Origin of the sequence: Parasphingopyxis marina (assembly GCF_014237875.1) — a bacterium.
GTDB lineage: Bacteria > Pseudomonadota > Alphaproteobacteria > Sphingomonadales > Sphingomonadaceae > Parasphingopyxis > Parasphingopyxis marina.
Genome location: NZ_JACJVJ010000002.1, coordinates 485,001 through 507,404 on the forward strand (window position 1 = coordinate 485,001; position 22,404 = coordinate 507,404).

The 22,404-nt window shown below is 65.3% G+C and carries 30 protein-coding genes; 18 read left to right on the forward strand and 12 right to left on the reverse strand.

The window, feature by feature from the left end:
* Positions 1 to 162 precede the first annotated feature (162 nt).
* Positions 163 to 936: a sulfite exporter TauE/SafE family protein gene (locus tag H6P80_RS10990; protein ID WP_185801422.1), complete on the reverse strand. Its 774-nt coding sequence runs from the start codon at positions 934 to 936 to the stop codon at positions 163 to 165.
* A 78-nt stretch (positions 937 to 1,014) separates the two neighbouring features.
* Here H6P80_RS10990 and H6P80_RS10995 point away from each other — a divergent pair, with 78 nt between their 5' ends.
* Together H6P80_RS10995 and H6P80_RS16705 are read left to right on the forward strand one after the other, a co-directional pair.
* Positions 1,015 to 1,539: a hypothetical protein gene (locus H6P80_RS10995; RefSeq protein ID WP_185801423.1), complete on the forward strand. Its 525-nt coding sequence runs from the start codon at positions 1,015 to 1,017 to the stop codon at positions 1,537 to 1,539.
* Complete coding sequence (locus H6P80_RS16705) at positions 1,536 to 2,063, forward strand: cupin domain-containing protein (RefSeq protein WP_221892989.1); 528 nt, start codon at positions 1,536 to 1,538, stop codon at positions 2,061 to 2,063. Before H6P80_RS10995 ends, H6P80_RS16705 begins: the two co-directional genes overlap by 4 nt.
* Positions 2,064 to 2,106: 43 nt before the next feature.
* Here the strand turns inward: H6P80_RS16705 and arsB are convergent, their stop codons facing one another.
* From arsB to H6P80_RS11020, 4 genes are read right to left on the reverse strand one after another with little or no spacing between them, the layout of a single operon-like run.
* A complete protein-coding gene (arsB, locus tag H6P80_RS11005; protein WP_185801424.1) occupies positions 2,107 to 3,171 on the reverse strand; it encodes an ACR3 family arsenite efflux transporter in 1,065 nt (354 codons plus the stop codon).
* Positions 3,168 to 3,674, reverse strand: a complete 507-nt coding sequence (locus tag H6P80_RS11010) for an arsenate reductase ArsC (RefSeq protein ID WP_185801425.1) — start codon at positions 3,672 to 3,674, stop codon at positions 3,168 to 3,170. The genes arsB and H6P80_RS11010 overlap by 4 nt, the downstream gene beginning before the upstream one ends.
* A 25-nt stretch (positions 3,675 to 3,699) precedes the next feature.
* Complete coding sequence (locus H6P80_RS11015) at positions 3,700 to 4,149, reverse strand: ArsI/CadI family heavy metal resistance metalloenzyme (protein WP_185801426.1); 450 nt, start codon at positions 4,147 to 4,149, stop codon at positions 3,700 to 3,702.
* A complete protein-coding gene (locus H6P80_RS11020) occupies positions 4,146 to 4,493 on the reverse strand; it encodes an ArsR/SmtB family transcription factor (RefSeq protein WP_185801427.1) in 348 nt (115 codons plus the stop codon). The genes H6P80_RS11015 and H6P80_RS11020 overlap by 4 nt, the downstream gene beginning before the upstream one ends.
* 339 nt (positions 4,494 to 4,832) lie before the next feature.
* Between H6P80_RS11020 and H6P80_RS11025 the strand changes: the two genes are divergently transcribed.
* From H6P80_RS11025 to H6P80_RS11040, 4 genes are all read left to right on the forward strand, one after another.
* A complete protein-coding gene (locus H6P80_RS11025; RefSeq protein ID WP_185801428.1) occupies positions 4,833 to 5,132 on the forward strand; it encodes a UrcA family protein in 300 nt (99 codons plus the stop codon).
* 229 nt (positions 5,133 to 5,361) lie between these two features.
* Positions 5,362 to 5,547 (forward strand): hypothetical protein, encoded by a 186-nt coding sequence (locus H6P80_RS11030; protein ID WP_185801429.1) that lies wholly within the window; start codon positions 5,362 to 5,364, stop codon positions 5,545 to 5,547.
* Positions 5,548 to 5,688: 141 nt separating this feature from the next.
* Positions 5,689 to 6,141, forward strand: a complete 453-nt coding sequence (locus tag H6P80_RS11035; RefSeq protein ID WP_185801430.1) for a hypothetical protein — start codon at positions 5,689 to 5,691, stop codon at positions 6,139 to 6,141.
* 121 nt (positions 6,142 to 6,262) lie between these two features.
* Positions 6,263 to 7,234: an NAD(P)H-dependent flavin oxidoreductase gene (locus H6P80_RS11040; RefSeq protein ID WP_185801431.1), complete on the forward strand. Its 972-nt coding sequence runs from the start codon at positions 6,263 to 6,265 to the stop codon at positions 7,232 to 7,234.
* A gap of 16 nt (positions 7,235 to 7,250) precedes the next feature.
* On the opposite strand, the gene H6P80_RS11045 is transcribed toward H6P80_RS11040, so the two are convergent.
* Positions 7,251 to 7,718, reverse strand: coding sequence for a DUF1465 family protein (locus H6P80_RS11045; RefSeq protein WP_185801432.1), 468 nt, complete (start codon positions 7,716 to 7,718; stop codon positions 7,251 to 7,253).
* A 248-nt stretch (positions 7,719 to 7,966) separates the two neighbouring features.
* On the opposite strand from H6P80_RS11045, the gene H6P80_RS11050 reads away from it, so the two are divergent.
* The gene (locus tag H6P80_RS11050) at positions 7,967 to 8,434 is read left to right on the forward strand and encodes an Hsp20 family protein (RefSeq protein WP_185801433.1); all 468 of its coding nucleotides are present in this window, start codon (positions 7,967 to 7,969) and stop codon (positions 8,432 to 8,434) included.
* Between the two features lie 94 nt (positions 8,435 to 8,528).
* Here H6P80_RS11050 and H6P80_RS11055 read toward each other — a convergent pair whose 3' ends face one another.
* Positions 8,529 to 8,726 (reverse strand): YdcH family protein, encoded by a 198-nt coding sequence (locus tag H6P80_RS11055; RefSeq protein ID WP_185801434.1) that lies wholly within the window; start codon positions 8,724 to 8,726, stop codon positions 8,529 to 8,531.
* A 130-nt stretch (positions 8,727 to 8,856) separates the two neighbouring features.
* Between H6P80_RS11055 and H6P80_RS11060 the strand changes: the two genes are divergently transcribed.
* On the forward strand, positions 8,857 to 9,012 hold the full coding sequence (locus tag H6P80_RS11060; protein ID WP_185801435.1) for a YdcH family protein: 156 nt from the start codon (positions 8,857 to 8,859) through the stop codon (positions 9,010 to 9,012).
* 25 nt (positions 9,013 to 9,037) lie between these two features.
* On the opposite strand, the gene dksA is transcribed toward H6P80_RS11060, so the two are convergent.
* From dksA to H6P80_RS11075, 3 genes are all read right to left on the reverse strand, one after another.
* A complete protein-coding gene (gene dksA, locus H6P80_RS11065; protein WP_185801436.1) occupies positions 9,038 to 9,511 on the reverse strand; it encodes an RNA polymerase-binding protein DksA in 474 nt (157 codons plus the stop codon).
* A gap of 774 nt (positions 9,512 to 10,285) precedes the next feature.
* Positions 10,286 to 10,807, reverse strand: coding sequence for a hypothetical protein (locus H6P80_RS11070; RefSeq protein ID WP_185801437.1), 522 nt, complete (start codon positions 10,805 to 10,807; stop codon positions 10,286 to 10,288).
* A gap of 158 nt (positions 10,808 to 10,965) precedes the next feature.
* Entirely contained in the window at positions 10,966 to 11,409 is a 444-nt protein-coding gene (locus H6P80_RS11075) for a host attachment family protein (protein ID WP_185801438.1), read from the reverse strand.
* Positions 11,410 to 11,493: 84 nt separating this feature from the next.
* On the opposite strand from H6P80_RS11075, the gene serS reads away from it, so the two are divergent.
* From serS to H6P80_RS11095, 4 genes are all read left to right on the forward strand, one after another.
* Positions 11,494 to 12,777 (forward strand): serine--tRNA ligase, encoded by a 1,284-nt coding sequence (gene serS / locus H6P80_RS11080; RefSeq protein ID WP_185801439.1) that lies wholly within the window; start codon positions 11,494 to 11,496, stop codon positions 12,775 to 12,777.
* The gene (gene surE, locus H6P80_RS11085) at positions 12,777 to 13,541 is read left to right on the forward strand and encodes a 5'/3'-nucleotidase SurE (protein ID WP_185801440.1); all 765 of its coding nucleotides are present in this window, start codon (positions 12,777 to 12,779) and stop codon (positions 13,539 to 13,541) included. The genes serS and surE overlap by 1 nt, the downstream gene beginning before the upstream one ends.
* A 106-nt stretch (positions 13,542 to 13,647) precedes the next feature.
* Positions 13,648 to 14,661: a M23 family metallopeptidase gene (locus H6P80_RS11090; RefSeq protein ID WP_185801441.1), complete on the forward strand. Its 1,014-nt coding sequence runs from the start codon at positions 13,648 to 13,650 to the stop codon at positions 14,659 to 14,661.
* A 2-nt stretch (positions 14,662 to 14,663) separates the two neighbouring features.
* Positions 14,664 to 15,704, forward strand: a complete 1,041-nt coding sequence (locus tag H6P80_RS11095; RefSeq protein ID WP_235973924.1) for a potassium channel family protein — start codon at positions 14,664 to 14,666, stop codon at positions 15,702 to 15,704.
* A gap of 7 nt (positions 15,705 to 15,711) precedes the next feature.
* On the opposite strand, the gene H6P80_RS11100 is transcribed toward H6P80_RS11095, so the two are convergent.
* Complete coding sequence (locus H6P80_RS11100) at positions 15,712 to 16,128, reverse strand: DUF1761 domain-containing protein (RefSeq protein WP_185801442.1); 417 nt, start codon at positions 16,126 to 16,128, stop codon at positions 15,712 to 15,714.
* Positions 16,129 to 16,250: 122 nt separating this feature from the next.
* Between H6P80_RS11100 and rimO the strand changes: the two genes are divergently transcribed.
* Complete coding sequence (gene rimO / locus H6P80_RS11105; RefSeq protein ID WP_185801443.1) at positions 16,251 to 17,603, forward strand: 30S ribosomal protein S12 methylthiotransferase RimO; 1,353 nt, start codon at positions 16,251 to 16,253, stop codon at positions 17,601 to 17,603.
* On the opposite strand, the gene H6P80_RS11110 is transcribed toward rimO, so the two are convergent.
* The gene (locus tag H6P80_RS11110; RefSeq protein WP_185801444.1) at positions 17,600 to 18,157 is read right to left on the reverse strand and encodes a hypothetical protein; all 558 of its coding nucleotides are present in this window, start codon (positions 18,155 to 18,157) and stop codon (positions 17,600 to 17,602) included. The two genes, rimO and H6P80_RS11110, sit on opposite strands and share 4 nt — an antisense overlap.
* A gap of 100 nt (positions 18,158 to 18,257) precedes the next feature.
* Here H6P80_RS11110 and H6P80_RS11115 point away from each other — a divergent pair, with 100 nt between their 5' ends.
* The 5 genes from H6P80_RS11115 to H6P80_RS11135 all read left to right on the forward strand — a co-directional run bounded on the left by H6P80_RS11115 (position 18,258) and on the right by H6P80_RS11135 (position 22,396).
* A complete protein-coding gene (locus H6P80_RS11115; RefSeq protein WP_185801445.1) occupies positions 18,258 to 19,652 on the forward strand; it encodes a leucyl aminopeptidase family protein in 1,395 nt (464 codons plus the stop codon).
* A 94-nt stretch (positions 19,653 to 19,746) separates the two neighbouring features.
* Positions 19,747 to 20,103, forward strand: a complete 357-nt coding sequence (locus H6P80_RS11120) for a MarR family transcriptional regulator (protein ID WP_235973871.1) — start codon at positions 19,747 to 19,749, stop codon at positions 20,101 to 20,103.
* Positions 20,030 to 20,938, forward strand: a complete 909-nt coding sequence (locus H6P80_RS11125; RefSeq protein WP_185801446.1) for a C40 family peptidase — start codon at positions 20,030 to 20,032, stop codon at positions 20,936 to 20,938. Before H6P80_RS11120 ends, H6P80_RS11125 begins: the two co-directional genes overlap by 74 nt.
* Positions 20,935 to 21,870, forward strand: a complete 936-nt coding sequence (gene argC / locus H6P80_RS11130; protein ID WP_185801447.1) for an N-acetyl-gamma-glutamyl-phosphate reductase — start codon at positions 20,935 to 20,937, stop codon at positions 21,868 to 21,870. The genes H6P80_RS11125 and argC overlap by 4 nt, the downstream gene beginning before the upstream one ends.
* Before the next feature lie 82 nt (positions 21,871 to 21,952).
* The gene (locus tag H6P80_RS11135) at positions 21,953 to 22,396 is read left to right on the forward strand and encodes a hypothetical protein (RefSeq protein WP_185801448.1); all 444 of its coding nucleotides are present in this window, start codon (positions 21,953 to 21,955) and stop codon (positions 22,394 to 22,396) included.
* Positions 22,397 to 22,404 lie beyond the last annotated feature (8 nt).

Below are 22,404 nucleotides of genomic sequence, written 5' to 3' on the forward strand. Positions count from 1 at the left end.
CTCCCCCCTTTTTCCGGTGCCGGAAACCTTCACCCACCCGCTTTCCAGGCAACCCGGAAAGCGGGGAAGACGTCGGCCTCCCCCCTCCCGCACGAGTGAGGGCGCGCCGGCGTCTTCTTTTTGCGCGGGGTTTTTCCGCGCGGTTCCGGGGCGATCAGGCGATCAGGCGATCAGGCCGAACCAGCGCCAGATCAGGCGCAGGGCGACGTAAAGGATCAGCGCCGCCGTCAGCCGCTTGACGGCGAGCGGCGGGATCCGTGCCGAGCCGAGCCGCGATCCGATCTGCCCGGCGATCAGCACCGCCGGGAAAACCGGCCAATAGGCCTGCAGCATTTCGCACGCGCTGGCGACGCCGAAACTGCTTTCGAGCTTCATCATCTGCCCGGCGAGCCCGGCGAGTGAATTGACGAGGATGAAGACGCTCGCCGTCCCGGCGATTTCGCGCGGGCTGCCCCAGCGCAGCAGGTAGAGCACCGGCGCGAGGAATATTCCGCCGCCGATGCCGACCAGACCGGACAGGAACCCGATACCGCCGCCGACGCCGTAGCTGACCGGGCGGGATACGGGGCGTATCGCATCGGCCTCCACCGCGCGCTTGCTCTCGAAAGCGAGCTGCAGGCCGGCAACCAGCAGCGATCCGCCGAGCACGCCGATGAACACGACTTCCGACACCATGATCCGCCCGCCGAGCCAGGCCGCGGGCACCGAGATCACGATCCAGGGCAGGATGCGCGCGACGCTGACATGGCCCGCCCGCCAGAAGCGCCAGCTGCCGCCCGCGACGACGATGATGTTGCAGAGGAGCGCGATCGACGGGAGGATCCGGTAGTCGGTGCCGTGCAGCACCAGCAGCGCGTTATAGGTCGATCCGCCGCCAAACCCGACCATCGCGTAGAGCAGCGCGGTAAGCGCGAACAGGCCGGCGAGCTGAACCATCGGCGGCCCTTACACGTTTCGTCATTCCGGCAAAAGAATGGTAAGGGAAACGGGCACAGCAAGAGGAGCCGGGGCATCATGAAGACCATCCTGTTCGCCGCGCTGGCGGCCGTGCCCGCCGCGCTCTCCGCCCAGCCGGCCCAGCAGCTCGATCGCGGCCCCCTGCCCGGCTTCGTGCTCGGTTTCGAGGCCGACGACGGCTCCTCGCAGATGCAGGAATATGTCCCGGCCGGTGAGACGGTGCATGACTGGACGCGCATGGTGACGGTCCACCGGATGCCGGGGCTCGCGGCACAGGGGATCACCGCGCCGGGCTTTCTCGGGCATCTCCAGGGCCAGCTTCCCCAGGTCTGCGAAGGCGCCCGCGTCACCGGCCAGCGCCAGTTCGACATCGGCGGCGCGGGCGCCGCCGCGATGCGATCCGACTGCCCGTCCAACCCGATGACCGGCAGCCCGGAAATCACCTTCTTCCGCGCGATCACCGGCGCCCAAGATCTCTTCATCGTCCAGGCCGCCTTCCGCTACGTTCCGGATGCCGAAGACGTCGCCTGGGCCGAGCGCTATCTCGCCACCGTCCACCTGTGCGAAGGAGAATGCCCGTGAAACCGATTGCCCTCACCCTTGCGGCAAGCCTTGCCGCGCTGGCCGCCCCGCTCGCCGCGCATGACGGCCATGTCGATGCCTATGAGATGCCCGATGCGATGCCCGATGCGATGGAAGCCGCCGGCGACAGGGTCGACGGCGATCCGGCGGAAGCGCCGAGCGCGGAGGAAGGGATCGCGCTCGCCATGCTTCCCTCGCTGCCGCCCGGATCGAACGAGGTGCTGCGCTCGTCGCTCAGCCTTGCCGAGGGGCTGGAGGTGATCGTCTCCGACGTCGTGATCCCGCCGGGTGCCACCGTGCCGCGCCACTATCATCCGGGCGAGGAATTTCTCTACCTGATCGAGGGCACGGCGACCCATGTGCAGGAGGGCCAGGCCGATATCGCAATGACGGCCGGTGACGGTTACGCCATCCCCGCCCGCGCAATCCACGCCCCGCGCGGCGGGCCGCAGGGCGCGCGCGCCATCGTCTTCCGCGTCCATGTCGCGGGGCAGGAAGAACGCGTGCTGGTGCCCGCGGAATAGATCCCGGCCCCGTCGCCTTCGCAGGCGGGCAGCGCCAACGGCGCTATGGCGCGAAGCTTCGCTGCGTCCGGTTGGCGAAGGCGACGAGCGAGAGCATCACCGGCACCTCCACCAGCACGCCGACAACGGTCGCCAGCGCCGCGCCGCTGCCGAGCCCGAACAGGCCGATGGCGACCGCGACGGCCAGCTCGAAAAAATTGGACGTCCCGATCAGCGCGCAGGGCGCGGCGACATTGTACGGCACCCGCCACAGCCACGCCGCGCCATAGGCCAGGAAGAAGATCGCATAGCTCTGGACGAGGATCGGCGCGGCAATCAGCGCGATCAGCAGCGGCTGGCCGGTGATCACCTGGCTCTGGAAGCCGAACAGCAGGACAACGGTGGCGAGCAGCCCGATCACCGACAGCGGCTTGAGCCGCCCGGTAAACGCCGTCACCGCCGCCTCGTCGCCATTGGCCCGGCCCAGCAGCGCGCGCCGCGTGATCGCGCCGGCGGCCAGCGGCACGACGACATAAAGGGCGACCGAGAGCAGCAGGGTTTCCCAGGGAATAGCGATATCGGTGACGCCGAGCAGCAGCGCGACGATCGGCGCGAAGGCGAAGATCATCACGATGTCGTTCGCCGAGACCTGGACCAGCGTATAGGCCGGATCGCCCCGGGTCATCTGCGACCAGACGAAGACCATCGCCGTGCAGGGCGCCGCGCCGAGCAGGATCAGCCCGGCGATATATTGCCGGGCGTCGTCGGGAGAGATCATCCCGGCATAGATCCAGTTGAAGAACAGCACCGCCAGCGCCGCCATGGTGAACGGCTTGATCAGCCAGTTCACGGCAAGCGTGATGATCAGCCCCTTGGGCTTGTCGCCGACATGCCGCAGGCTCGCGAAATCGACGCCGATCATCATCGGATAGATCATCGCCCAGATCAGCACCGCGACGATCAGGTTCACCGAGGCATATTCGACGGCCGCCATCGCCTCGAACAGCGGGGGAAACAGGTTGCCCAGCAGCAGGCCGGCAAGGATCGACATGCCGACCCAGAGCGACAGCCATTTTTCGAACAGTCCAAGCCCCGCGGATTGCGGCGGCGGCAGCGTCGCTTCGGTCATCCGCCGGTCGCCCCGTCGCTGCGGCCGATATCGCCCAGCTTGGTCTGGAGGCTCATCGCGTCGATCGAATCGATCGGCAGCGCGGTGAACAGCGCGATGCGGTTGCGCAGATACAGGAGCGCGCGCTCGAAGGCTTCGCGCTGTCCCTCGCCTTCCACCGCCGCCGGGTCCTCGATTCCCCAATGGGCGGACATCGGCTGGCCGGGCCAGACGGGGCAGGCCTCGCCCGCCGCATTGTCGCAGACGGTAAACACGAAATCGAGCCGCGGCGCATCGGCCTGCGCGAATTCGTCCCAGCTTTTCGAGCGGAACCCGTCGGTCTTGAACCCGGTATGCGCGAGCACGTCCAGCGCCATCGGATGGACTTCGCCTTTCGGCTGGCTGCCGGCGGAAAAGGCGCGGAACCGCCCCTGCCCGTCCCGGTTCAGCAGCGCCTCGGCGAGAATCGAGCGCGCCGAATTGCCGGTACACAGGAACAGCACATTATAGATCTTGTCGGCCATGGCCTTCGCTCCCCCAAATGTCGCCTCAGCCGCAGCAACGGGCGCCATGGTCGCCCGCGTCTCCGGTCGCCGCCACCACCGCGTCGCGCGAAGGCCCGGTGCCGTAGAAGGTCGCCTCGCCATTGGTGAGGAAGGCCTCCCAGACGATATTGTCGGGATCGGCGATCCAGCTTTTCTCCGATTGCGCATAACAGCAGGTCGTCGCGCCCTCCTCGAGCACGGGCCGCCCGGCCGCTTCCAGCCGGCCGTACACCTCGGCCAGTTCCGTCTCGTCCTCGGCCTGCACGCCGAGATGGGCGATCCCCGGCGCGCGTTCGGCGCCGGTCGAGATCGCGAAATTGACGCGCGGATCCTCGAGCATCCACTTGGCGTAATCGCCCTTGGTCACCACCGGCTCCGCGCCGAAAAACTGCGAGTAGAAGGCGATCGAGGCGTCGAGATCGGCGACCCCGACATGCACATGCAGGCGTTTCATGAGGCGATCCTTTCCAGGGTATCGGACAGCGTATCGACGCATCCCGCGCCGCCGCAGCAATTTTCCATCAGGTAACCGACCAGGCCGTTCATCGCGGCATAGTCGGCGGCGTAGATCAGGCTCCGCCCCTCGCGCCGCTGGGTGATGAGCCCGGCATGGCGCAACTGGGCGAGATGGAAGGACAGCGAAGAGGCCGGCACGCCGAGCCGCTCCGCAATCGCCCCCGCCGCCATTCCCTCCGGCCCCGCCTGGACGAGCGCGCGGAACACGGCGAGCCGATGCTCCTGCGCGAGCGCGGCCAAGGCGGCGACGATGGTTTCGGGGCTGGGTCGAGTCGTTTCCATATTTCGAGAATTATGGAATTGATGCAGATGAGTCAAGACTGCCCGCCCCTCACCCGGACTGTATCCCGGGGTCAGGACGGCACGAATTGCCCCTTCGACGCAAAAAATGCCTTCCCCCTGCAATTTCCACGCTTCGTACAACGATGCCTACAACGCCCCCATAATAAATGCCCCTCAACCGGTCGCTGGCCGGGAAACTGAACACATAACAAGACACGGGTACCGGGATCGAACCATCGCCGGCACCGGGTCATGGGCGTTTTGCCGTCACACGATGGAAGAGCGCCCGGCCCGGCCGCCGGCATTCGATGCCGTCCCATTCGATTGAGGGACCGACACATGACTTTTGCAACGACGAAGACCTTTCGCACGATCCTGGCCGCCATCCTTATTTGCGGCGCTTCCCTGCCGGTCGCTGCCGCGCCGCAGGGGGAGCCGATAGTCTCCCGGATCGAGATCCGTACCGGCGATCTCGATCTCGGCAACCAGGCCGACCGGGACCGTCTGGACCGCCGCCTGCGCTGGGCCGCGCGCGAAGTGTGCGGAACCGGATACGGCTTCGATCTCAACAGCCGCAACGAAGCGCGCCGCTGCGTCCAGCAGGCGCTCGAAACCGTCGAGATGTCGCAAGGCAGCTAGCGGCAAGGCCTCCGCGGACGCTCCCATATCCGCGGAGGCCAATGCCCTCGTTTTTCTCCCTGAACGACACGGCATCGGCGCGTTCGCCGGATACCCGCCATATACCCGCCATCGGCCACTCGGCGGTAGCCGCCGGCTCCCCGCAATAATCTGTGACCAGCGACACATCCCGTGATATCAAATACCGGATACCGGGTCGCACCATGGCAATTGCTTCGAGGAGCTGACTATGACGGACAAGAAAATCGTGGAACTTGGCGACGCTGATCTCGACAATGTTCAGGGCGGGGCATCCCAGGCGATCGACGTTTCCGGAGCGGCCATCGGCCAGCTCGATGGCATCGGCGGCGAAAAGGTGGGATTCGCGGAAAGCGGAAAAAAGGGATTCGCCGAAAGCGGCAAGAAAGGGGAATAACGAAAGCCCCGGCCTGACACGAAACCTTACGGCCTTGTGCCCGCCGGTCGGCAGGCGGCGGCTATCCCTTCGATCTCTACCGGGCGTGGGTTCATAGTTTTCCCTGTCCTACACGCACCCGAATCAGGCATAAGCTGGTCGATGGACCGGCCCCCTCCCCTCGACCCCGATAATCCGCTCGCCTTCAAGCCGGTTCCCGTCCGCGCGCGGCACGACGGGTGGACGCCCGAGCGGCAATATCGCTTTATCGACGCGCTTTCCCGCATCGGGCTGGTGAAAGCGGCCGCCGAGGCGGTCGGCAAATCGCCCAAATCCGCCTATCGGCTGCGCGACCGCGACGATGCCGCAAGCTTCCGCCGCGCCTGGGACGCCGCGCTCGCCATGGGCCAGGGCATGGCTCTCGATTGCGCTATCGAACGGGCGACGGACGGCGTGCCGGAGCCGGTCTTCTATCGCGGCAAGCAGATCGGCGTGCGGCGGCGCTACGACAATTCCCTGCTGCGCGCGGCGCTCAGCACGATGGACCGGATGGCGGCGCGGCACGGCCGCGCGAAACATGATCGCCTGGAATATAATTTCCGGGCCGCGAAATAAGGCGGCGCATTGTGCGGCTACATATGCTGACCTTCATGACCTTTCGGTCCGCACGCGTGCTGCACCCGCACTATCGAAATTAGCGGCTTGCCTGCCAAATGCGTTTCGCTACACAACTGAAATGACACTTCCATCGCCCCTCTTCGATCCGCTGCGGCTGCCCCTTATCGGCGCGCCGCTGTTCATCATCTCCCAGCCCGCGCTCGTCATCGCCCAGTGCAAGGCCGGCATTGTCGGCTCCTTCCCGGCGCTGAACGCGCGGCCGCAATCCCTGCTCGACGAATGGCTGCACGAGATCACCGAGGCGCTGGCCGCGCATAACCGCGATCATCCGGACCGGCCGGCGGCGCCCTTCGCGGTCAACCAGATCGTCCATAAATCGAACGACCGGCTGGAGGCCGATCTCGCGACCTGCGAGAAATGGCAGGTGCCGATCACCATCACCTCGCTGGGCGCGCGCGAGGAGCTGAACCAGGCCGTGCATGGCTGGGGCGGCATCGCGCTGCACGACATCATCAACGATCGCTTCGCGCGGAAAGCCATCGAGAAAGGCGCGGACGGAATCATCGCCGTCGCCGCGGGCGCGGGCGGCCATGCCGGCACCATCTCGCCCTTCGCGCTGGTCGGCGAAATCCGGCAATGGTTCGATGGGCCGCTGATCCTTTCCGGGGCGATCGCCAGCGGGCACGCGATCCTCGGCGCGCAGGCGATGGGCGCGGATCTCGCCTATATGGGATCGGCCTTTATCGCGACCGAGGAAGCCGTCGCGATGGACGGCTATAAACAGGGCATCGTCGAAGGGCGCGCCGCGGACATCGTCTATTCGGACCTCTTCACCGGCGTGCACGGCAATTATCTGCGCGGCTCCATCGAGGCGGCGGGGCTCGATCCCGATGCGCTGCCCGAGGGCAACCTGAAGACGATGAATTTCGGATCCGGCAATGCGCCCAAGGCGAAGGCGTGGAAGGATATCTGGGGTTCGGGCCAGGGCATCGGCGCGGTGGCCGCGGTGGAAAGCGTCGCGGACCGGATCGACCGGCTGGCTGCGGAATATGCAGCGGCGAAGGAAGAGCTGGCGGCGAAGATGCGCTAGCCCGGGCGGGACAGGACTAGAAGGCCCGCTCCAGCCGTCCGAGCAGGCTGCGCGCCGGGCTCGGCCGCTGGCGTTCGGGCGGATCGATGAGTTCGCGTTCCAGCCGGCGGACGCGGTCGTAAAGATCCGTGCTGGCGACGATCAGCTGCTGCGCGCCTTCGGGGAACTGCTCGGTGGCCGCGGCGTCGGTCGTGCCCGCTTCGCCGAGGCGGCGATCCGGGCGCCGGGCGGTTTCGGCGTCGATCTCGCCCGCCGCTTCGCCGCGCCAGGTGAGCAGCCAGGCGATGACGTGCATGATCCGCGTCGTCACCTTCAGGCTCTCGACGGCATAGCCGACCCGGGTCGCGGGCGAGAGCTGGTCCCGCGCGGTGACGCCGTGATCCTCGAAATAGGCGCGCGCCTCGTCGGCCAGCACCATCGCCTCGACATAGAGCGAGTCGACGAGCTTGCGGGTCAGGCGGTTCTCGGAGACGGTTTCGGCCATAGCCAGATACTGTGCCACAGCCGCTTGCGAGTCTCCAAGCGCAAACAGCGCCAATGGATGGGGTTAACGCCGATTGTCCCTCTCCGGGGCACCGCAAAACCGGTCCGCGGGCTCTTGAAATCGGGCGTCGAATTCCCATCTCGCCCGTGTCGGCGCCGTCGCCTTTTGAGGGGCGGCAAGGACAGGCCCTGCGGGCGTTTCCGCACGGCCCCAACAACCACAAAATCGCTTAACGAAAGGATTTTGCCATGCGTAGTTTTGATTTCGCTCCCCTGCTCCGGTCCTCGATCGGCTATGAAAATCTCAATCGCCTCGTCGATGCCGCCACCCGCGGCGAAGGCTCGGCCTATCCGCCCTATAATATCGAGAAAGTCGGCGAAGACGCCTATCGCATCTCGATGGCGGTGGCCGGTTTCGGCGAAGACGATCTCGACGTGACGGTGCATGAAAATGTGCTGATCGTGTCGGGCCGCGTTTCCGAACGCGAAGAGGAGGAAACCCGCGAATTCCTCCATCGCGGTATCGGCACCCGCGCCTTCGAGCGCCGTTTCGAACTCGCCGACACCATCCAGGTGACCGATGCGGGCTATGAAAACGGCCTTCTCAACATCGATCTCGTCCGCGAGATTCCCGAAGAGAAGCGGCCGCGCAAGATCGCCATCGGCGGCCAGCCCAAGATCGAAGCGGTCAAGAACGAGGATCGCGAAGCCGCTTAAGGCCGAGCGTTTCCGATTGCGGCTTTTCGCTCGCAGGGGGCCGGTCCGGGGCAACTCGGGCCGGCCCTTTTTGTGGGCTTCCGGGCGGCCGAAATCAGGCGATGATATCGGGCAGAAGCCGGTCTTCGATCTCCGAGATTTCGTCTTTCAGCCGCAGCTTGCGCTTCTTCAGCCGGGCGAGCTGGAGCTGGTCCTGCGAAGCCTGCTCCAAAAGCACGTCGATCGCGTCGTCGAGATCGCGATGCTCCGACTTCAACGCCGCGAGTTTCACGCGCAGGATCGCTTCTTCCATGGCAATTGCGATGTCATCAACGCCCTGTGGATGCAAGGCCACGGATTGTCGCGCGGCGTGAATAAAGGGGCAGACAGCAAGGCAGGAATCGGGTTACCTTTGCACCCGTTCAACCGCCCAGGAGAGAGTAATGGAAAACGCTCATGAAACCGCCCTGGCCGCCAAGCATGCCGGCCTCGACAAAAAGATCGAAGCGGAATTGCAGCGCCCCTCTCCCGACCAGATCCGGCTCGCGGATCTCAAGAAACAGAAACTGCGGATAAAGGAACAGCTCGGCGCCCATTAGCGGGCGTTAAAAAACCCGCCGAAATCTAGTCTTCGCGGGTCAGCTTTTCGTTCCGTTCGTGGCGCTCCTGCGCCTCCACCGTCATCGTCGCAATCGGGCGGGCATCGAGGCGCGCCAGCGCGATCGGTTCGCCGGTTACCAGGCAATAGCCATATTCCCCGGTTTCGAGGCGGCGCAGCGCCGCGTCGATCTTGGACACCAGCTTGCGCTGGCGGTCGCGGCGGCGCAGCTCGATCGACCAGTCGGTTTCGCTGGACGCGCGGTCGGTGGCATCGGGTTCGCGCATCGGCCCTTCGCGCAGCTGTTCGCGCGTGCCGTTGACGTCTTCCAAAAGGCCGGCCTTCCAGGCGAGCAACTTGTTTTTGAAATAGCGCTGATGGCTTTCGCCCATAAAAGGCGCGTCGTGATCGAGCGGCGGGCCGTCCACCGCGATCGCGGTGGCGTCGTCATTGGCGGGAACGGATTTCTTCTTCTCAGATGATCGCATTACCGTAGCCATTTTCACCTCCCCGGCCGCAAAGCGGCACCAATGACATTCGCGATCCCGGGGCATGCTCGAATCAAGCGCCCGAACCACCCTTACGGCGCGCGCCTATACTCAGCCCTATCGGCGCACACAAGCCGCGAATCGACGAAGCCGCTACGGCGTGGCCGCAATGCCGCAGCCGCATTTACCTTAATTGCGGACAACGCGGCCTCATCCCGGCCCTAACGATGTGACCCTCAACGGGACATTAACCATTTTTGTTAGAGCGGATTCGCCGCAAAACACTGATTAACCGCGATAATCATGGTTAACGATATTGCGCTCCGATTAATATTGGGGCCTTCTCCGGGTGCCGAGCAAAGGGTCGCATCCGTCGCCGAGACGTCGGGCCCGCGCTCAGAACAAAAGGGAAGAGAAACCCATGTCTGTCAGAATGGCTCTTGCAAAACTTTGCGCCTGCGCATGCGGCGGCGCGCTCGTCGGCGGCGGCGCAGTGCATGTTGCCGAAGGCCCGACCGAGGTTCGCGCACAGCAGCCGCGCGTCGTCGGCGCCCGCCAGATCGGCCACCGCGCCCCGGCCCGACGCCAGGTTCGTCGCGTGCGCCGCGTCACCACGACGACGAGCTGTCCGCAAACACCGACCGTGGTCAGCGTGACCAACCAGGTCGCCGGCCCCCCGCCGATGCCGGCGGTGTACGAGGTACCGCCTCCCGCGCCCTTTATCGGCGAAGTGCCGAGCTTTGGCGGCGGTGGCGGCTATGGCGGCGTGATCGGCGGCAGCGGCGGCTATGGCGGCGGTGGCGGCGGTTTCTTCGGAGGCTTTTTCGGCGGCGGCGGATCCTCTTCCGGCGGCGGCGGCTTCTTCGTCCGCGAAGGCGATATCATCATCAAGAACGAGAATTCCACGGGCGGTAGCTCCACCTCCACCGGCGGTAGCTCCACCTCGACATCGACGGGTGGCAGTTCCACCTCCACCGGCGGCAGCTCGACCAGCACGAGTTCGGGCAATGTCAGCTCGACCAGCAGCAGCTCGGGCAATGTCAGCACCTCTTCGTCGACATCGAGCTCGACCAGTTCCTCGTCCAGCTCGTCCACATCCAGTTCGACGAGCTCGTCGACCAGCTCCTCGACGTCGAGCGGCGCGACCAGCAGCTCATCGAGCTTCGGCTCGTCCAGCCATGGCTCCAGCAGCCGCGGCTCTTCCAGCCACGGTTCCAGCAGCCACGGATCTTCGAGCTGGGGTTCGTCGAGCTGGGGTTCGTCGAGCCACGGTTCGAGCAGCGGCACCGACGTCCCGGCACCGGGCATGCTGCTGCTGTTCGGCGCAGGCGCCGGCACGCTCGTCGCGCGGCGGCGGTTGCGGCGGAAAAAGAAGCAGAATGCTTAACCGTTTCGTCTGACAGACGAGAGAATGGCGCGGTCCTACCCCTTTGGACCGCGCCATTTTTTTGTGCGCGTGCGGCGCCCTATCCGGCGTTGAGAATCGCCTTTTCGATATCGGCGACGCTATGCCCGGTCAGGTCCTTGTCGATCTCTCCGACAAGCCGCTCCTCCACTTCGCGATGATAATGTCTGCGCAATTCGCCCAAGGTGCGGGGCGGTGCCACGATCAACAGCTTCTCGATCTCGCCGGCATGGGCGCGCTTGTAGAGCAGGTCGGCGGTTTCGGCGGCAAATCGATCCTCTTCCAGTTGGTGGAAATCGGTTTCCTGCATCTTGCTGCGCCGCGGGCCGGCGCTGGAGAAATTCCGCCCGGCCGAATCCGTCTTGTGTTCCCGGTTGGGGGGATTGTCCTGCGTCCGTTTGGTTTCGAGTTCGAGCTGCAGATAATCGGCATCGCCTTCGTTGCGGAAAAACAGCATCTTCCGGCCATCGGCAACCAATATGCATGTGTCGTTGGGTATTCGCATCGGCTTTTCTCCTTGCTTTACCCTTCAACGCGCCAACCGCTTCAGGGTTGCGCTGGAACGGCCGGAAAGCCATAGCGCGCAGCCATGCACGACCTCAGATTAATCCGCGAAAATCCCGACGCCTTCGACGCGGCCATGGCGAGACGCGGGCTCGATCCCGTAGCGGCGGACATCCTTTCCCGCGACGAAGCGAACCGCGCCCTGCTGACCGAGCTGCAACAGGGCCAGGCGCGGCGCAACGAGGCTTCGAAAGCGATCGGCCAGGCCAAGGCGCAGGGCGACGAAGAGACCGCGCAGGCGCTGATGGCAGAAGTGGGCGACCTCAAGAAGCGCCTGCCGGAAATCGAGGACGAGCAGAAGGCGCTCGCCGAGCAGATCGAGGCGATCCTTGCCGCGCTACCCAATATCCCGGCCGAGGCCGTGCCCGATGGTGCCAGCGAAGACGAGAATGTCGAGCTGAAGACGATAGGCGATCTTCCCGCCTTCGATTTCGAGGCGAAGGACCATGCCGATCTCGGCCCGCCGCTCGGCCTCGATTTCGAGACCGGGGTCAAGCTGTCCGGTGCGCGCTTCACCCTGGTGCGCGGCCAGATCGCCAAGCTTCACCGCGCGCTCGGCCAGTTCGGGCTCGTTACGCTCTCCGGCGATCATGGCTATGAAGAGGTCTATCCGCCGCTGCTCGTCAACGACGAATCCATGTATGGCGCGGACAAGCTGCCGAAATTCGCCGAAGACCTGTTCCAGACGACCGATGGCCGCTGGCTGATCCCCACCGCCGAAGTGAGCCTGACCAATATCGTGCGCGGCGACATCCTGGCCGAAGACGCGCTACCCCTGCGCTTCGTCGCGCTCACCTCCTGCTTCCGGTCCGAAGCCGGCGCGGCGGGCAAGGATACGCGCGGCTATATCCGCCAGCACCAGTTCGAAAAGGTCGAGATGGTCTCGATAACGACGCCCGAAGCCTCCGACGCCGAGCATGAGCGGATGACCGGCTGCGCCGAGGACATTCTCGAAAAACTCGGCCTGCCCTACCGCCGGATCGAGCTGTGCACCGGCGATCTCGGCTTTGGTGCCGCCCGGACCTACGATCTCGAAGTCTGGCTGCCGGGCCAGGGCGCCTATCGCGAGATTTCCAGCTGCTCGACCTGCCGGGATTTCCAGGCGCGGCGGATGAATGCGCGCTACCGCCCCGAAGGCGAAACCAAGGGCACGCGCTTCGTCCACACCCTCAACGGATCGGGGCTCGTCGTCGGGCGGATGCTCGTCGCGATTCTTGAAAACGGTCAGCAGGCCGACGGTTCCGTCATCGTTCCGGACGCATTGCGGCCCTATATGGGCGGAATGGAACTGCTGGAGCCTGCACGCTGATGCGCATCCTTCTGTCCAATGACGACGGCATCTACGCACCGGGTTTTGCGGTTCTCGAAAAGATCGCAGCGACGATAAGCGACGATATCTGGGTGGTCGCGCCCGCCGAGGAGCAATCGGGCGCCGGCCATTCGCTGACCCTGACGCAGCCGCTGCGGCTCCGCCAGCTCGGCGAGAAACGCTACAGCGTCACCGGCACGCCGACCGACGCGGTGATGATGGGGCTCGGCCTCGTCATGAAGGACAATCCGCCCGACCTCCTTCTTTCCGGCGTCAATCGCGGCGCAAACCTGGCCGAGGACGTGACCTATTCGGGCACGGTCTCTGCGGCGATGGAAGGGGCGCTCGCCGGCGTTCCCTCGATCGCGCTCAGCCAATGCTACGCGGCCGAGGCGATGGGCAATAATGTGCCTTTCTCCGCCGCCGAGGCCTGGGGCGGCAAGGTGCTGAAACCCCTGCTCGATTACCGGTTTCCGCCGCGCACGCTGATCAACGTCAATTTTCCGGCGCTGCCCGCCGCGGAGATCGAGGGCATCCGCACCGTGAGCCAGGGCATGCGCGATTACGGGCGTTTGCGGATCGTGGAAAACAAAGATCCGCGCGGTTTTCCCTATTACTGGTTCGGGCTGGGCCCGATGGTCGGTACGCACGAACATTCGACGGACCTCGAGGCGATCGCCGACGGCTATATCGCGGTCACGCCGCTGCACCTCGACATGACCCATCATGAGTCGCTCGCCGCGCTCGGCACGATTTTCGACTGACGCATTGACCGCCGCCATCCCCGGCCGACGCCTCGGCGACGCTGGAAACGCCCGGAAATCGTGGTAAGAGCGGCGGATGCGAGGGCGGGCACCATGGATTTTGCCGATGGCATCGGCGCTTTTGCTCAGCGCCTGCATTCCGGCCTCGGCACCGCCCGGAGTGGCCCCTCCGCCATCGCCGTCCCCGCCCGCCAGCGTGCAACCGACGGCGCAGGAGCCGGTCTGGCGCGCACAATCCGTTTTCGCCAATGCCGACACCGTCCAGGCGACCCGCTACACGGTGCAGCCCGGCGACACGCTGAGCGGCATAGCGCGGCAGACCGGCGCCGGTGTCGACGCCATCGCCCGCGCGAACGCGCTTCCGCCGCCCTATCTGATCCGGCCCGGGCAGACGCTCGATATCCCGGGGGGCCGCTATCATGAGGTTCGCCGCGGCGAGACCGGCATCGCCATCGCCCGCGCTTATGGGGTCGACTGGTCCCGGGTCGTAACGCTGAACCAATTGGACGAACCCTATATCCTGCGCGTGGGCCAGCGTATCCGGCTGCCCAGCGAAGCCGAAGTCTCGTCGATGACGCGCGAACAGCGGGCGGCCGCTTTCGATCTCGATATCGACGATATCGTGACGGGCGGCGAACCGGCCCTGGCCGAAAACGAAGCGACGACCCCGCCGGTCCGTACCGCCGAACGGGTGCTACCGCCCGACGCCGCCGTTCGCTCGCCGGCCAATTTCGCGGGACGGTTCGGCTGGCCGATGACCGGCCCGATCCTCTCGCGCTTCGGCGTCGGCGGCACCGAGGGGCTGCGCAACAACGGCATCGACATCGCCGCCGCCCGCGGCACGCCGGTCCTCGCCTCGGCCGAGGGCGTCGTGCTCTATGCCGGCGACGAAATCCAGGTGCATGGCGGGCTGGTGCTGCTGAGCCACGGCGACGGCTGGATCACCGCCTATGCCCATCTGGAGGATTTGCAGGTCGCCCGCGGCCAGCGCATCGAGCGCGGCCAGATGATCGCCCGCGCCAGCGACACCGGCCAGGTCGATCGTCCGCAGCTCCATTTCGAAATCCGCCGCAATCGCCAGCCGGTTGACCCGGCGCTCCATCTGCCGGATCTCGGATAGTGATGATGTTCGATCGCCGCCAACCCCAACAGGAAACGACGGGCGAAATCCGCCGCAAGAGCGGGCTATCGCGCTGGATGTCGCTCGTCCTGCGCGCCGCGGTCGTGTTCTTCCTCGTCGGCATCGCGATCGGCGTCCACTGGTTCGACCGCGCGGGCTATGTCGATCATTCGGACGGCAATATCAGCTTTCCCGACGTCCTCTATTTCACGATGGTGACGATCACGACCGTCGGCTATGGCGATATCGTGCCGGTGTCGGACCGCGCGCGGCTGTTCGAGGCCGTACTCGTCACCCCTATCCGCCTTTTCATCTGGCTGATCTTTCTCGGAACGGCCTATGATTTTCTGCTACAAAAGAGCTGGAGCCGCTGGCGCATGAGCATCATCCAGAAAAATCTTCACAACCATATCGTGGTCGCCGGGTTCGGCATTTCGGGCTCCGAAGCGGTCGACGAACTGCTGGAACGCGGCATCGACCCGACCGAGATCGTCGTCATCGACGGCGATCACGGACGGCTGGAAGCGGCCGAGCGGCGCGGCTGCAACGTGATGGAGGGCGATGCCTCGCGCGACAAGACCTTGCGCCAGGTGCGCGTCGAGCGCGCCCGGGCGATGATCGTATCGGCCGGCCGCGACGATACCTCGATCCTTGTCGTGCTGACGGCGCGCGCGCTGGCGCCCAAGCTTGCGATCAGCGTCCTTGTCCGCGCATCGGACAATGAGCGGCTGGCGCGCCAGGCCGGCGCTACCAACGTCATCAACCCGGTCAGCTTTGCCGGGCTGCTGCTTGCCGGATCCTGCCACGGCCCGCATATTTCCGACTATATGGCCGATCTCGCCTCGGCGACGGGCCGCGTGGCCCTGCGCGAACGCATGGCGACCCATATGGAGGAAGGCCTGCCGCTGGGCGCGATCCAGACCGGCCTCGGCGTGCGCATCTACCGCAACGGCAAGCCCTTCGGCTTCTGGGAAGAGGAAGCCAAACAGATCCTGGAGGGCGACCTGATCGTCGAGATCGTCGGCAAGCCCGAAGAGATTTAGCCTCCAGTCAGGCAAACGCGGCGTGGACGCTGCCCATCACCGTGTAAAAGACCAGCCAATAGCCGGCATCGACCAGGAATAGCGTCCGTTTCGCGCCCTGGAACAGATAATTGGTCCACAGGGCCGGCACGATGAAGCCGAGTGCAACGCCGAAGGCCGTCATCACCATCACGCCGAACGCCAGATCCGGATAGGTGGCGAAGACATGGGCCAGCGTCCATGAAGCGAGCAGGCTCAGCAGGAATGTGAAGCCGTAGCGCCGCGCCATGTCCGCGCCGGTCGAGTTTTTCATATCGTCTTCGGAAATGCCCGCCGCCGACATCCACAGCCTGCCGAATAGCGGCCCGTACCAAAGGCCGCCGACCACGAAACCCGCTGCTGCGGCCAGGATGACGGCCAGCCAGTTTACCGCAAAGATATCCATCGCTCCCCTCCTTCTTGTTATCCGTGCAGCATATCACAAAATCGGCGCGCAAAAATATCGGCGAACGGCCGTTCTCAAACCAAGTGACAATCCCCGCAAATCGGCCTATGCCGCGCCGCATCATGGCAACCCGAATTCCCTCCCCGCCCAAGGTCGGCATGGTATCGCTCGGCTGCCCCAAGGCGCTTGTCGATTCCGAACGCATCCTCACCAAGCTGCGCTCCGACGGCTATGGCCTGTCGCCCGATTTCGACGGCGCGGACGTGGTGCTCGTCAACACCTGCGGCTTTCTCGACAGCGCCAAGGAGGAAAGCCTCGAAGCGATCGGAGAGGCGATCGCCGAGAATGGCCGCGTCATCGTGACGGGCTGCATGGGCAAGGAAGCGGACGTCATCCGCGCGCGCTTCCCCGATGTGCTCGCCGTATCCGGGCCGCAGCAATATGAAGAGGTTGTCGGCGCCGTGCACGAAGCCGCGCCGATGCCGCCTTCGCCCTATGTCGATCTCGTCCCGGAAGCGGGGCTGAAGCTCACGCCGCGCCATTACAGCTATGTGAAGATTTCCGAGGGCTGCAACCATCGCTGCGCCTTCTGCATCATCCCTTCGATCCGCGGCGATCTTGTCAGCCGCCGGCCGGACGCCGTGCTGCGCGAGGCGGAAAAGCTGGTCGCGGCCGGGACGAAGGAACTGCTGATCATCAGCCAGGACACCTCGGCTTACGGGCTCGACCTGAAACACGCCTCATGGCCGTGGAAAGACGGAGACGTCCGCGCGCATATGACCGACCTTGCCCGCGAACTCGGCAAGCTCGGCACGGCCGAAAACCCGGTCTGGGTCCGCCTCCACTATGTCTATCCCTATCCGCATGTCGATCAGGTCATTCCGCTGATGGCCGAGGGACTGATCACGCCCTATCTCGATATTCCCTTCCAGCATGCCTCGCCGCGCATCCTGAAAGCCATGAAGCGACCGGCCAACGAGGCCAAGGTATTGGAGCGGATCGCCAAGTGGCGCGCCATCTGCCCCGATCTCACTATCCGTTCGACCTTCATCGCGGGTTTTCCGGGCGAAACCGAGGAGGATTTCCAATATCTGCTCGACTGGCTCGACGAGGCCCAGCTCGACCGCGTCGGCGCCTTCCGCTTCGAACCGGTCGAAGGCGCGCAGGCCAACGCCCTGCCCGATGCCGTGCCGGACGAAGTGACCGAGGAGCGTTACGCGCGCCTGATGGAGAAATGTGCCGCGATCTCCGCCGCCAAGCTCCAGGCCAAGATCGGCAGTATGCGCAAGGTGATCATCGACGTGGCCGACGGCGAAGGCGGCGCAACCGGCCGTTCGCAGGCCGATGCCCCCGAAATCGACGGTGAAGTCCATCTGCGCGACGCCCACGGGCTGGAAGCCGGCGATATGGTCGATGTGAGGATCGAAGACGCCGACGAGCACGATCTGTTCGGCGTGCCGGAAATGCCGGCCTAGCTGATCCCGGCATTTCTCCGTTCGCGAGACTTGCGGTTCGACCGGCGGACCAGGAAGACGACCAGCCAGATCACGATCCCGACGAAAATGAGGAGCCCGATTCCGGCCACCGTCAGCACGGTGCCCACGGTTTCGAGCGCTTCCATCTCGGCGGGCGGCTCGTCCATGCCCTCGACGCTCCAGGCGGTAACCGTCGGGCTGCCGCCGCGCTGATAGGTATTGATGCGCGTGACCGTCCAATAGCTGTCGTCGGTCGTCACCAGCGTGAATTCCTTGTTGGTCGGCGCGTTATCGCCAAGGCTGGTGCTGTTCATGCTGTAGCTGATGATCCGGGTTTCGCCCTCGCCTTCGGGATAGGATGCCGCGGCCTGTTCGAACTCGCCTGCGCTTTCCTTCCAGATATCGGGGTCGATGACGGCCTCCAGGGCCTCCATGTCGCCCTCGCGCATGTCCGAAACGAATTGCTGGACGAAGGCCTGGTCTTCCTCCCCGACCATCCTGTCGATCATGCCTTCCATCGTGCAGGCCGCGAGCATCGCCGCGAACAGCATCATGGCTAGATTCCTGAATAGTGTCGGCCGCATAACGCCCTCCCCCCGATGCGCATGTGCGAACGGGCTTGGGTTCGCGCGCGGTTGTGTCTAAATCCGATCTATGACCGATTATGCCGCACTGCTGAAGCCTGACAAGGGCCAACAGGCCCACGACCTCCACCTCGTCAACGAGGCCGGGTTCGAAGACTGGCTGAAATCGCGCCCCGAAGGCGAACGCGAAGCGGTTCGCGCGCAGGCATTCGCCGGCAAGGGCTACGAACTCGCGATCCTGCCGGGCGAGAAGGCAGACCAGTGGTCCGCCGTGCTTGGCGTCGCCGATCCCGAGGCGCTTTCCACCTGGTGCCTTGCCAAGGCGGCGGCGACGCTGCCGGAGGGCGATTACCGGCTTTCTGAGGGCACGCCCGGCAAGGCGGCGCTCGGCTGGCTGCTCGCCCAATATCGCTTCGACGACTATAAGCAGGCGCCCGATCCCGAACAGCAGCGCATCCTCCACACCGGCGAGCCCGCGCCGATCGACGAATATGTCGCGATCGCCGAGGCCACCGATCTCGTGCGCTCGCTCGTCAATATCCCGGCCGGCGATCTCGGCCCGGCGGAATTGCAGGACGCGGTCGAAAAGGCCGCGCGCGACCATGACGGGAAAGTCACCACAACCAAGGGCGCGGGTCTTGCCGACGGCTATCCGATGATCGACGCGGTCGGCCGGGCGGCGACGCAGGACCGCGCGCCAAGGCTCATCGAGCTGGAATGGGGCCACGACAAGCATCCGCGCCTCGCCATCGTCGGCAAGGGCGTGGTCTTCGATTCCGGCGGGCTCGACATCAAGAGCGCGGCCGGCATGCGCTGGATGAAGAAGGATATGGGCGGGGCGGCCCATGCATTGGCGCTGGCCCTGCTGGTCATGCGCCTCAAACTGCCCGTTCGCCTGCACCTTCTGATCCCGGCGGTCGAAAATGCCGTCGCCGGCAATGCTTTCCGGCCCGGCGACATCATCAAGAGCCGCAAGGGGCTGAGCGTCGAAATCGGCAACACCGATGCGGAGGGACGATTGATCCTGGGCGATGCGCTCGCCAAGGCGTGCGAGGACAGTCCGGACCTGATGATCGATTTCGCAACGCTGACGGGCGCGGCGCGCGCGGCGCTCGGGCCGGACCTGCCCGCCCTGTTCACCGACGATGACGAACTTGCCGCCGCGCTTTCCGGCGCGGGCTCGGCGATCGACGATCCGGTTTGGCGGCTGCCGATCTGGAACGGTTATGAGGAATGGATGAAATCCGAGATCGCGGATCTTTCCAACAATTCCTCGGTGCCGATGGCCGGCGCGACGACGGCGGCGATATTCCTGCGAAAATTCGTCGAACCGGGCACGCTCTGGGCGCATTTCGATACCTTCGCCTGGCGGTCGGCGGCCAAGCCCGGGCGCCCCAAGGGCGGCGAGGCGCTGGGCCTGCGGGCGAGCTGGGAGATGCTGAAGGCGCGGTACAGGGACGACTAAGACAGGGAACGGCTTTGCCGATGAAACAATGCCTCGCTTCGATGGTTGATACGGTAGCCCGGGCCCGCGGCCCCAAGCGAAGCAGGAGTGCCTAATGGCTTCGAGCCCCCTCGATACCTGGATGGAAGCGTTGGTCGCCTATATCCGCTCCGGCCGGCCCGATCTCACCAACCGGCAGATGGCCCTGATGATAATCGTCTACCGCACGCCCGGCCCGCATACCGTGCGTGGCCTGGCCGCGACCTTGAAGGTATCCAAGCCCGTCATCACGCGCGCCTTGAATACCCTCTCCGCACTCGGCTATCTGCGGCGCCAGCGCGATGAAAACGACCGTCGAAGTGTAATCATCGCCCACACACGAAACGGGGCGCGCTTTCTTGAACGATTCGAAAAACTCCTCCAGCCGGCCAAGCCCAAGGCCCGGAAACCCGCAACCGCCAAAAAGGCCTAGCGTTTCGCGTCCCAGCTTTTCCCTGGGCCGCACGCCGGCGCTCGATCCACGGATCCACGCCTTTCGGGGCGACCGCGCCGATATCGCGCTCGCCGACCGGCTGGCCCTGCCCCATTATATCGCGCCGGCCAAACGCCAGATCGTCGTGCCCGTCGCCGACCTTCGCGCCGACCCGTCCGACGAGGCCGAGCTCGGATCGCAGCTTCTCCATGGCGAACGTTTCGCGCTGCTGGCGGACGAGAATGGCTGGGCCTGGGGCTATGGCGCGCATGACGGTTTCGTCGGCTTCCTGCGGCCCGATGCACTGGGCCCGGTATCCGAACCGAGCCATGTCGTCGCGGTGCCGCAAACGGAGAGCGGGCTGTTCCTCGCAAGCCGCGTCGGCGGCACGATCGACGGCGAAATCCTCGATACCGGAACCGGATCGATCCCGCTCGCCGACCTGCTGCCGATCGGCGAAAAGGTCGACGATCCCGTCGCTATCGCTGAAAGCCTGATCGGCGCGCCCTATCTGCTCGGCGGACGCAGCGCGCGCGGCATCGATTGCTCGGGGCTTGTCCAGATCGCCTTTGGCATGGCGGGCCTTGCCGTTCCGCGCGACAGCGACCTGCAGCTGGCGGCAATCGGCACGGACATCGCCGAGGGCGATCCGCTCCGGCGCGGGGATATCGTCTTCTTCCCGGCCCATGTCGGGATGATGACCGATGGCGAGACGCTGCTTCATGCCAGCGGCCATGCCGGCGCGGTGACGAGCGAGCCGCTGGCGCAGGCGGTTGCGCGAATCGCCGAAAAGCACAATAGGCCCGTGCTCGCGAAACGCAGGGTGAAGCTATGACTATTTCGGTCTTTATCGACGGCGGCCACGGCACGACGGGTCTCGAAATCCGCGATCGGCTCGCCGCGCGCGAAGAGATCGCGCTGATCGAGCTTGGCGATGCCGAGCGCAAGGACGAAGGCGCGCGGCGCGATGCGCTCCACGCCGCCGATTTCGCCGTGCTCTGCCTGCCCGACGACGCGGCCCGCGCGGCCGTGGCGCTGGCCGAGGGCGCGAATGTCCGCATCATCGACGCCTCGACCGCGCACCGGACCACGCCCGGCTGGGTTTACGGCTTCCCCGAACTGGAGGCCGGACGGCGCGAGGAAATCGCGGGCGCGGCGCGCGTCTCCAACCATGGCTGCTATGCGGCGACCTTCCTCGCCCTGGTCCGCCCGCTGGTGCGTGCCGGCCTGTTGCCTGCCGATTATCCGGTGACGGTCAATGCGACCTCGGGCTATTCGGGCGGCGGCAAGGCGATGATCGCGGAATTCGAAAGCGGCGACGCCCCGACCGCCTTTCGCAACTATGCGCTCGCGCTCCAGCACAAGCATATTCCCGAGATGCACGAACATTCCGGCCTGGACGCCGCACCGCTCTTTTCGCCGTCGGTGGCCAACACCTATCGCGGCATGATCGTGGAGGTGCCGCTGCACCTTTCGGCGATCGCGGCCGACGCGCCCGCGCTGCGCGGCGCGCTGGCCGAGGCCTATGCCGGCAGCCGGGTCGTTACCGTGCTGGGCGAAGCCGAAACCGCAGCGCTCGACTTCGTGACCCTCGAACGCTGCGCCGACACGGACCGGTTGGAAATCATGGTCTTCGCCAATCCCGCGACCGGCCAGGCCCGACTATGCGCGGCGCTCGACAATCTCGGCAAGGGCGCGGCGGGCAATGCGGTCCAAAGCCTCAATATCATGGCAGGGTTCGAGGAAATCACCGGATTAAGACTATAGTCCCCGTACTTATCCCCAGTTTATTCACATTTTCCGCCGATTACGGTAGGGAGTAGCTGGGTCTGCACAAAAGGGGGCTGCCGTGAACACCGTTCTCAGCGCCAAACCGCCGTCATGGTTTCGAATAACCGCCGTTATCCTGTTGGTATGGAACGGTTTCGGCGTATTCCAATATCTCATGTTCTCGCTTGCCAGCCCGCAACAGCTGGCGATGCAGGTCGAAGATGAGGCCATTTACAATTTCATCGCGACCGTACCGTCCTGGGTGACCGGCGCCTTCGCGATCGCCGTCTTTGCTGGCCTGGTCGGCTCGACGGCCCTGATCGCCCGGAAAATGTGGGCGCGGTCGATGTTCATCCTCTCGCTCGCCGGCGTCCTCGTCCAGCATTTCTGGACGCTCGCGCTGAGCGACTATCTCGCCGTCGCCGGTCCCATGGCCGCGATCAGCCCGATCATCGTGATCACCGTCGCCGCTTTCGAAATCTGGATGGCCCATAAGGGCATCAAGCGCGGCTGGCTGCGCTAGGCCGTCAG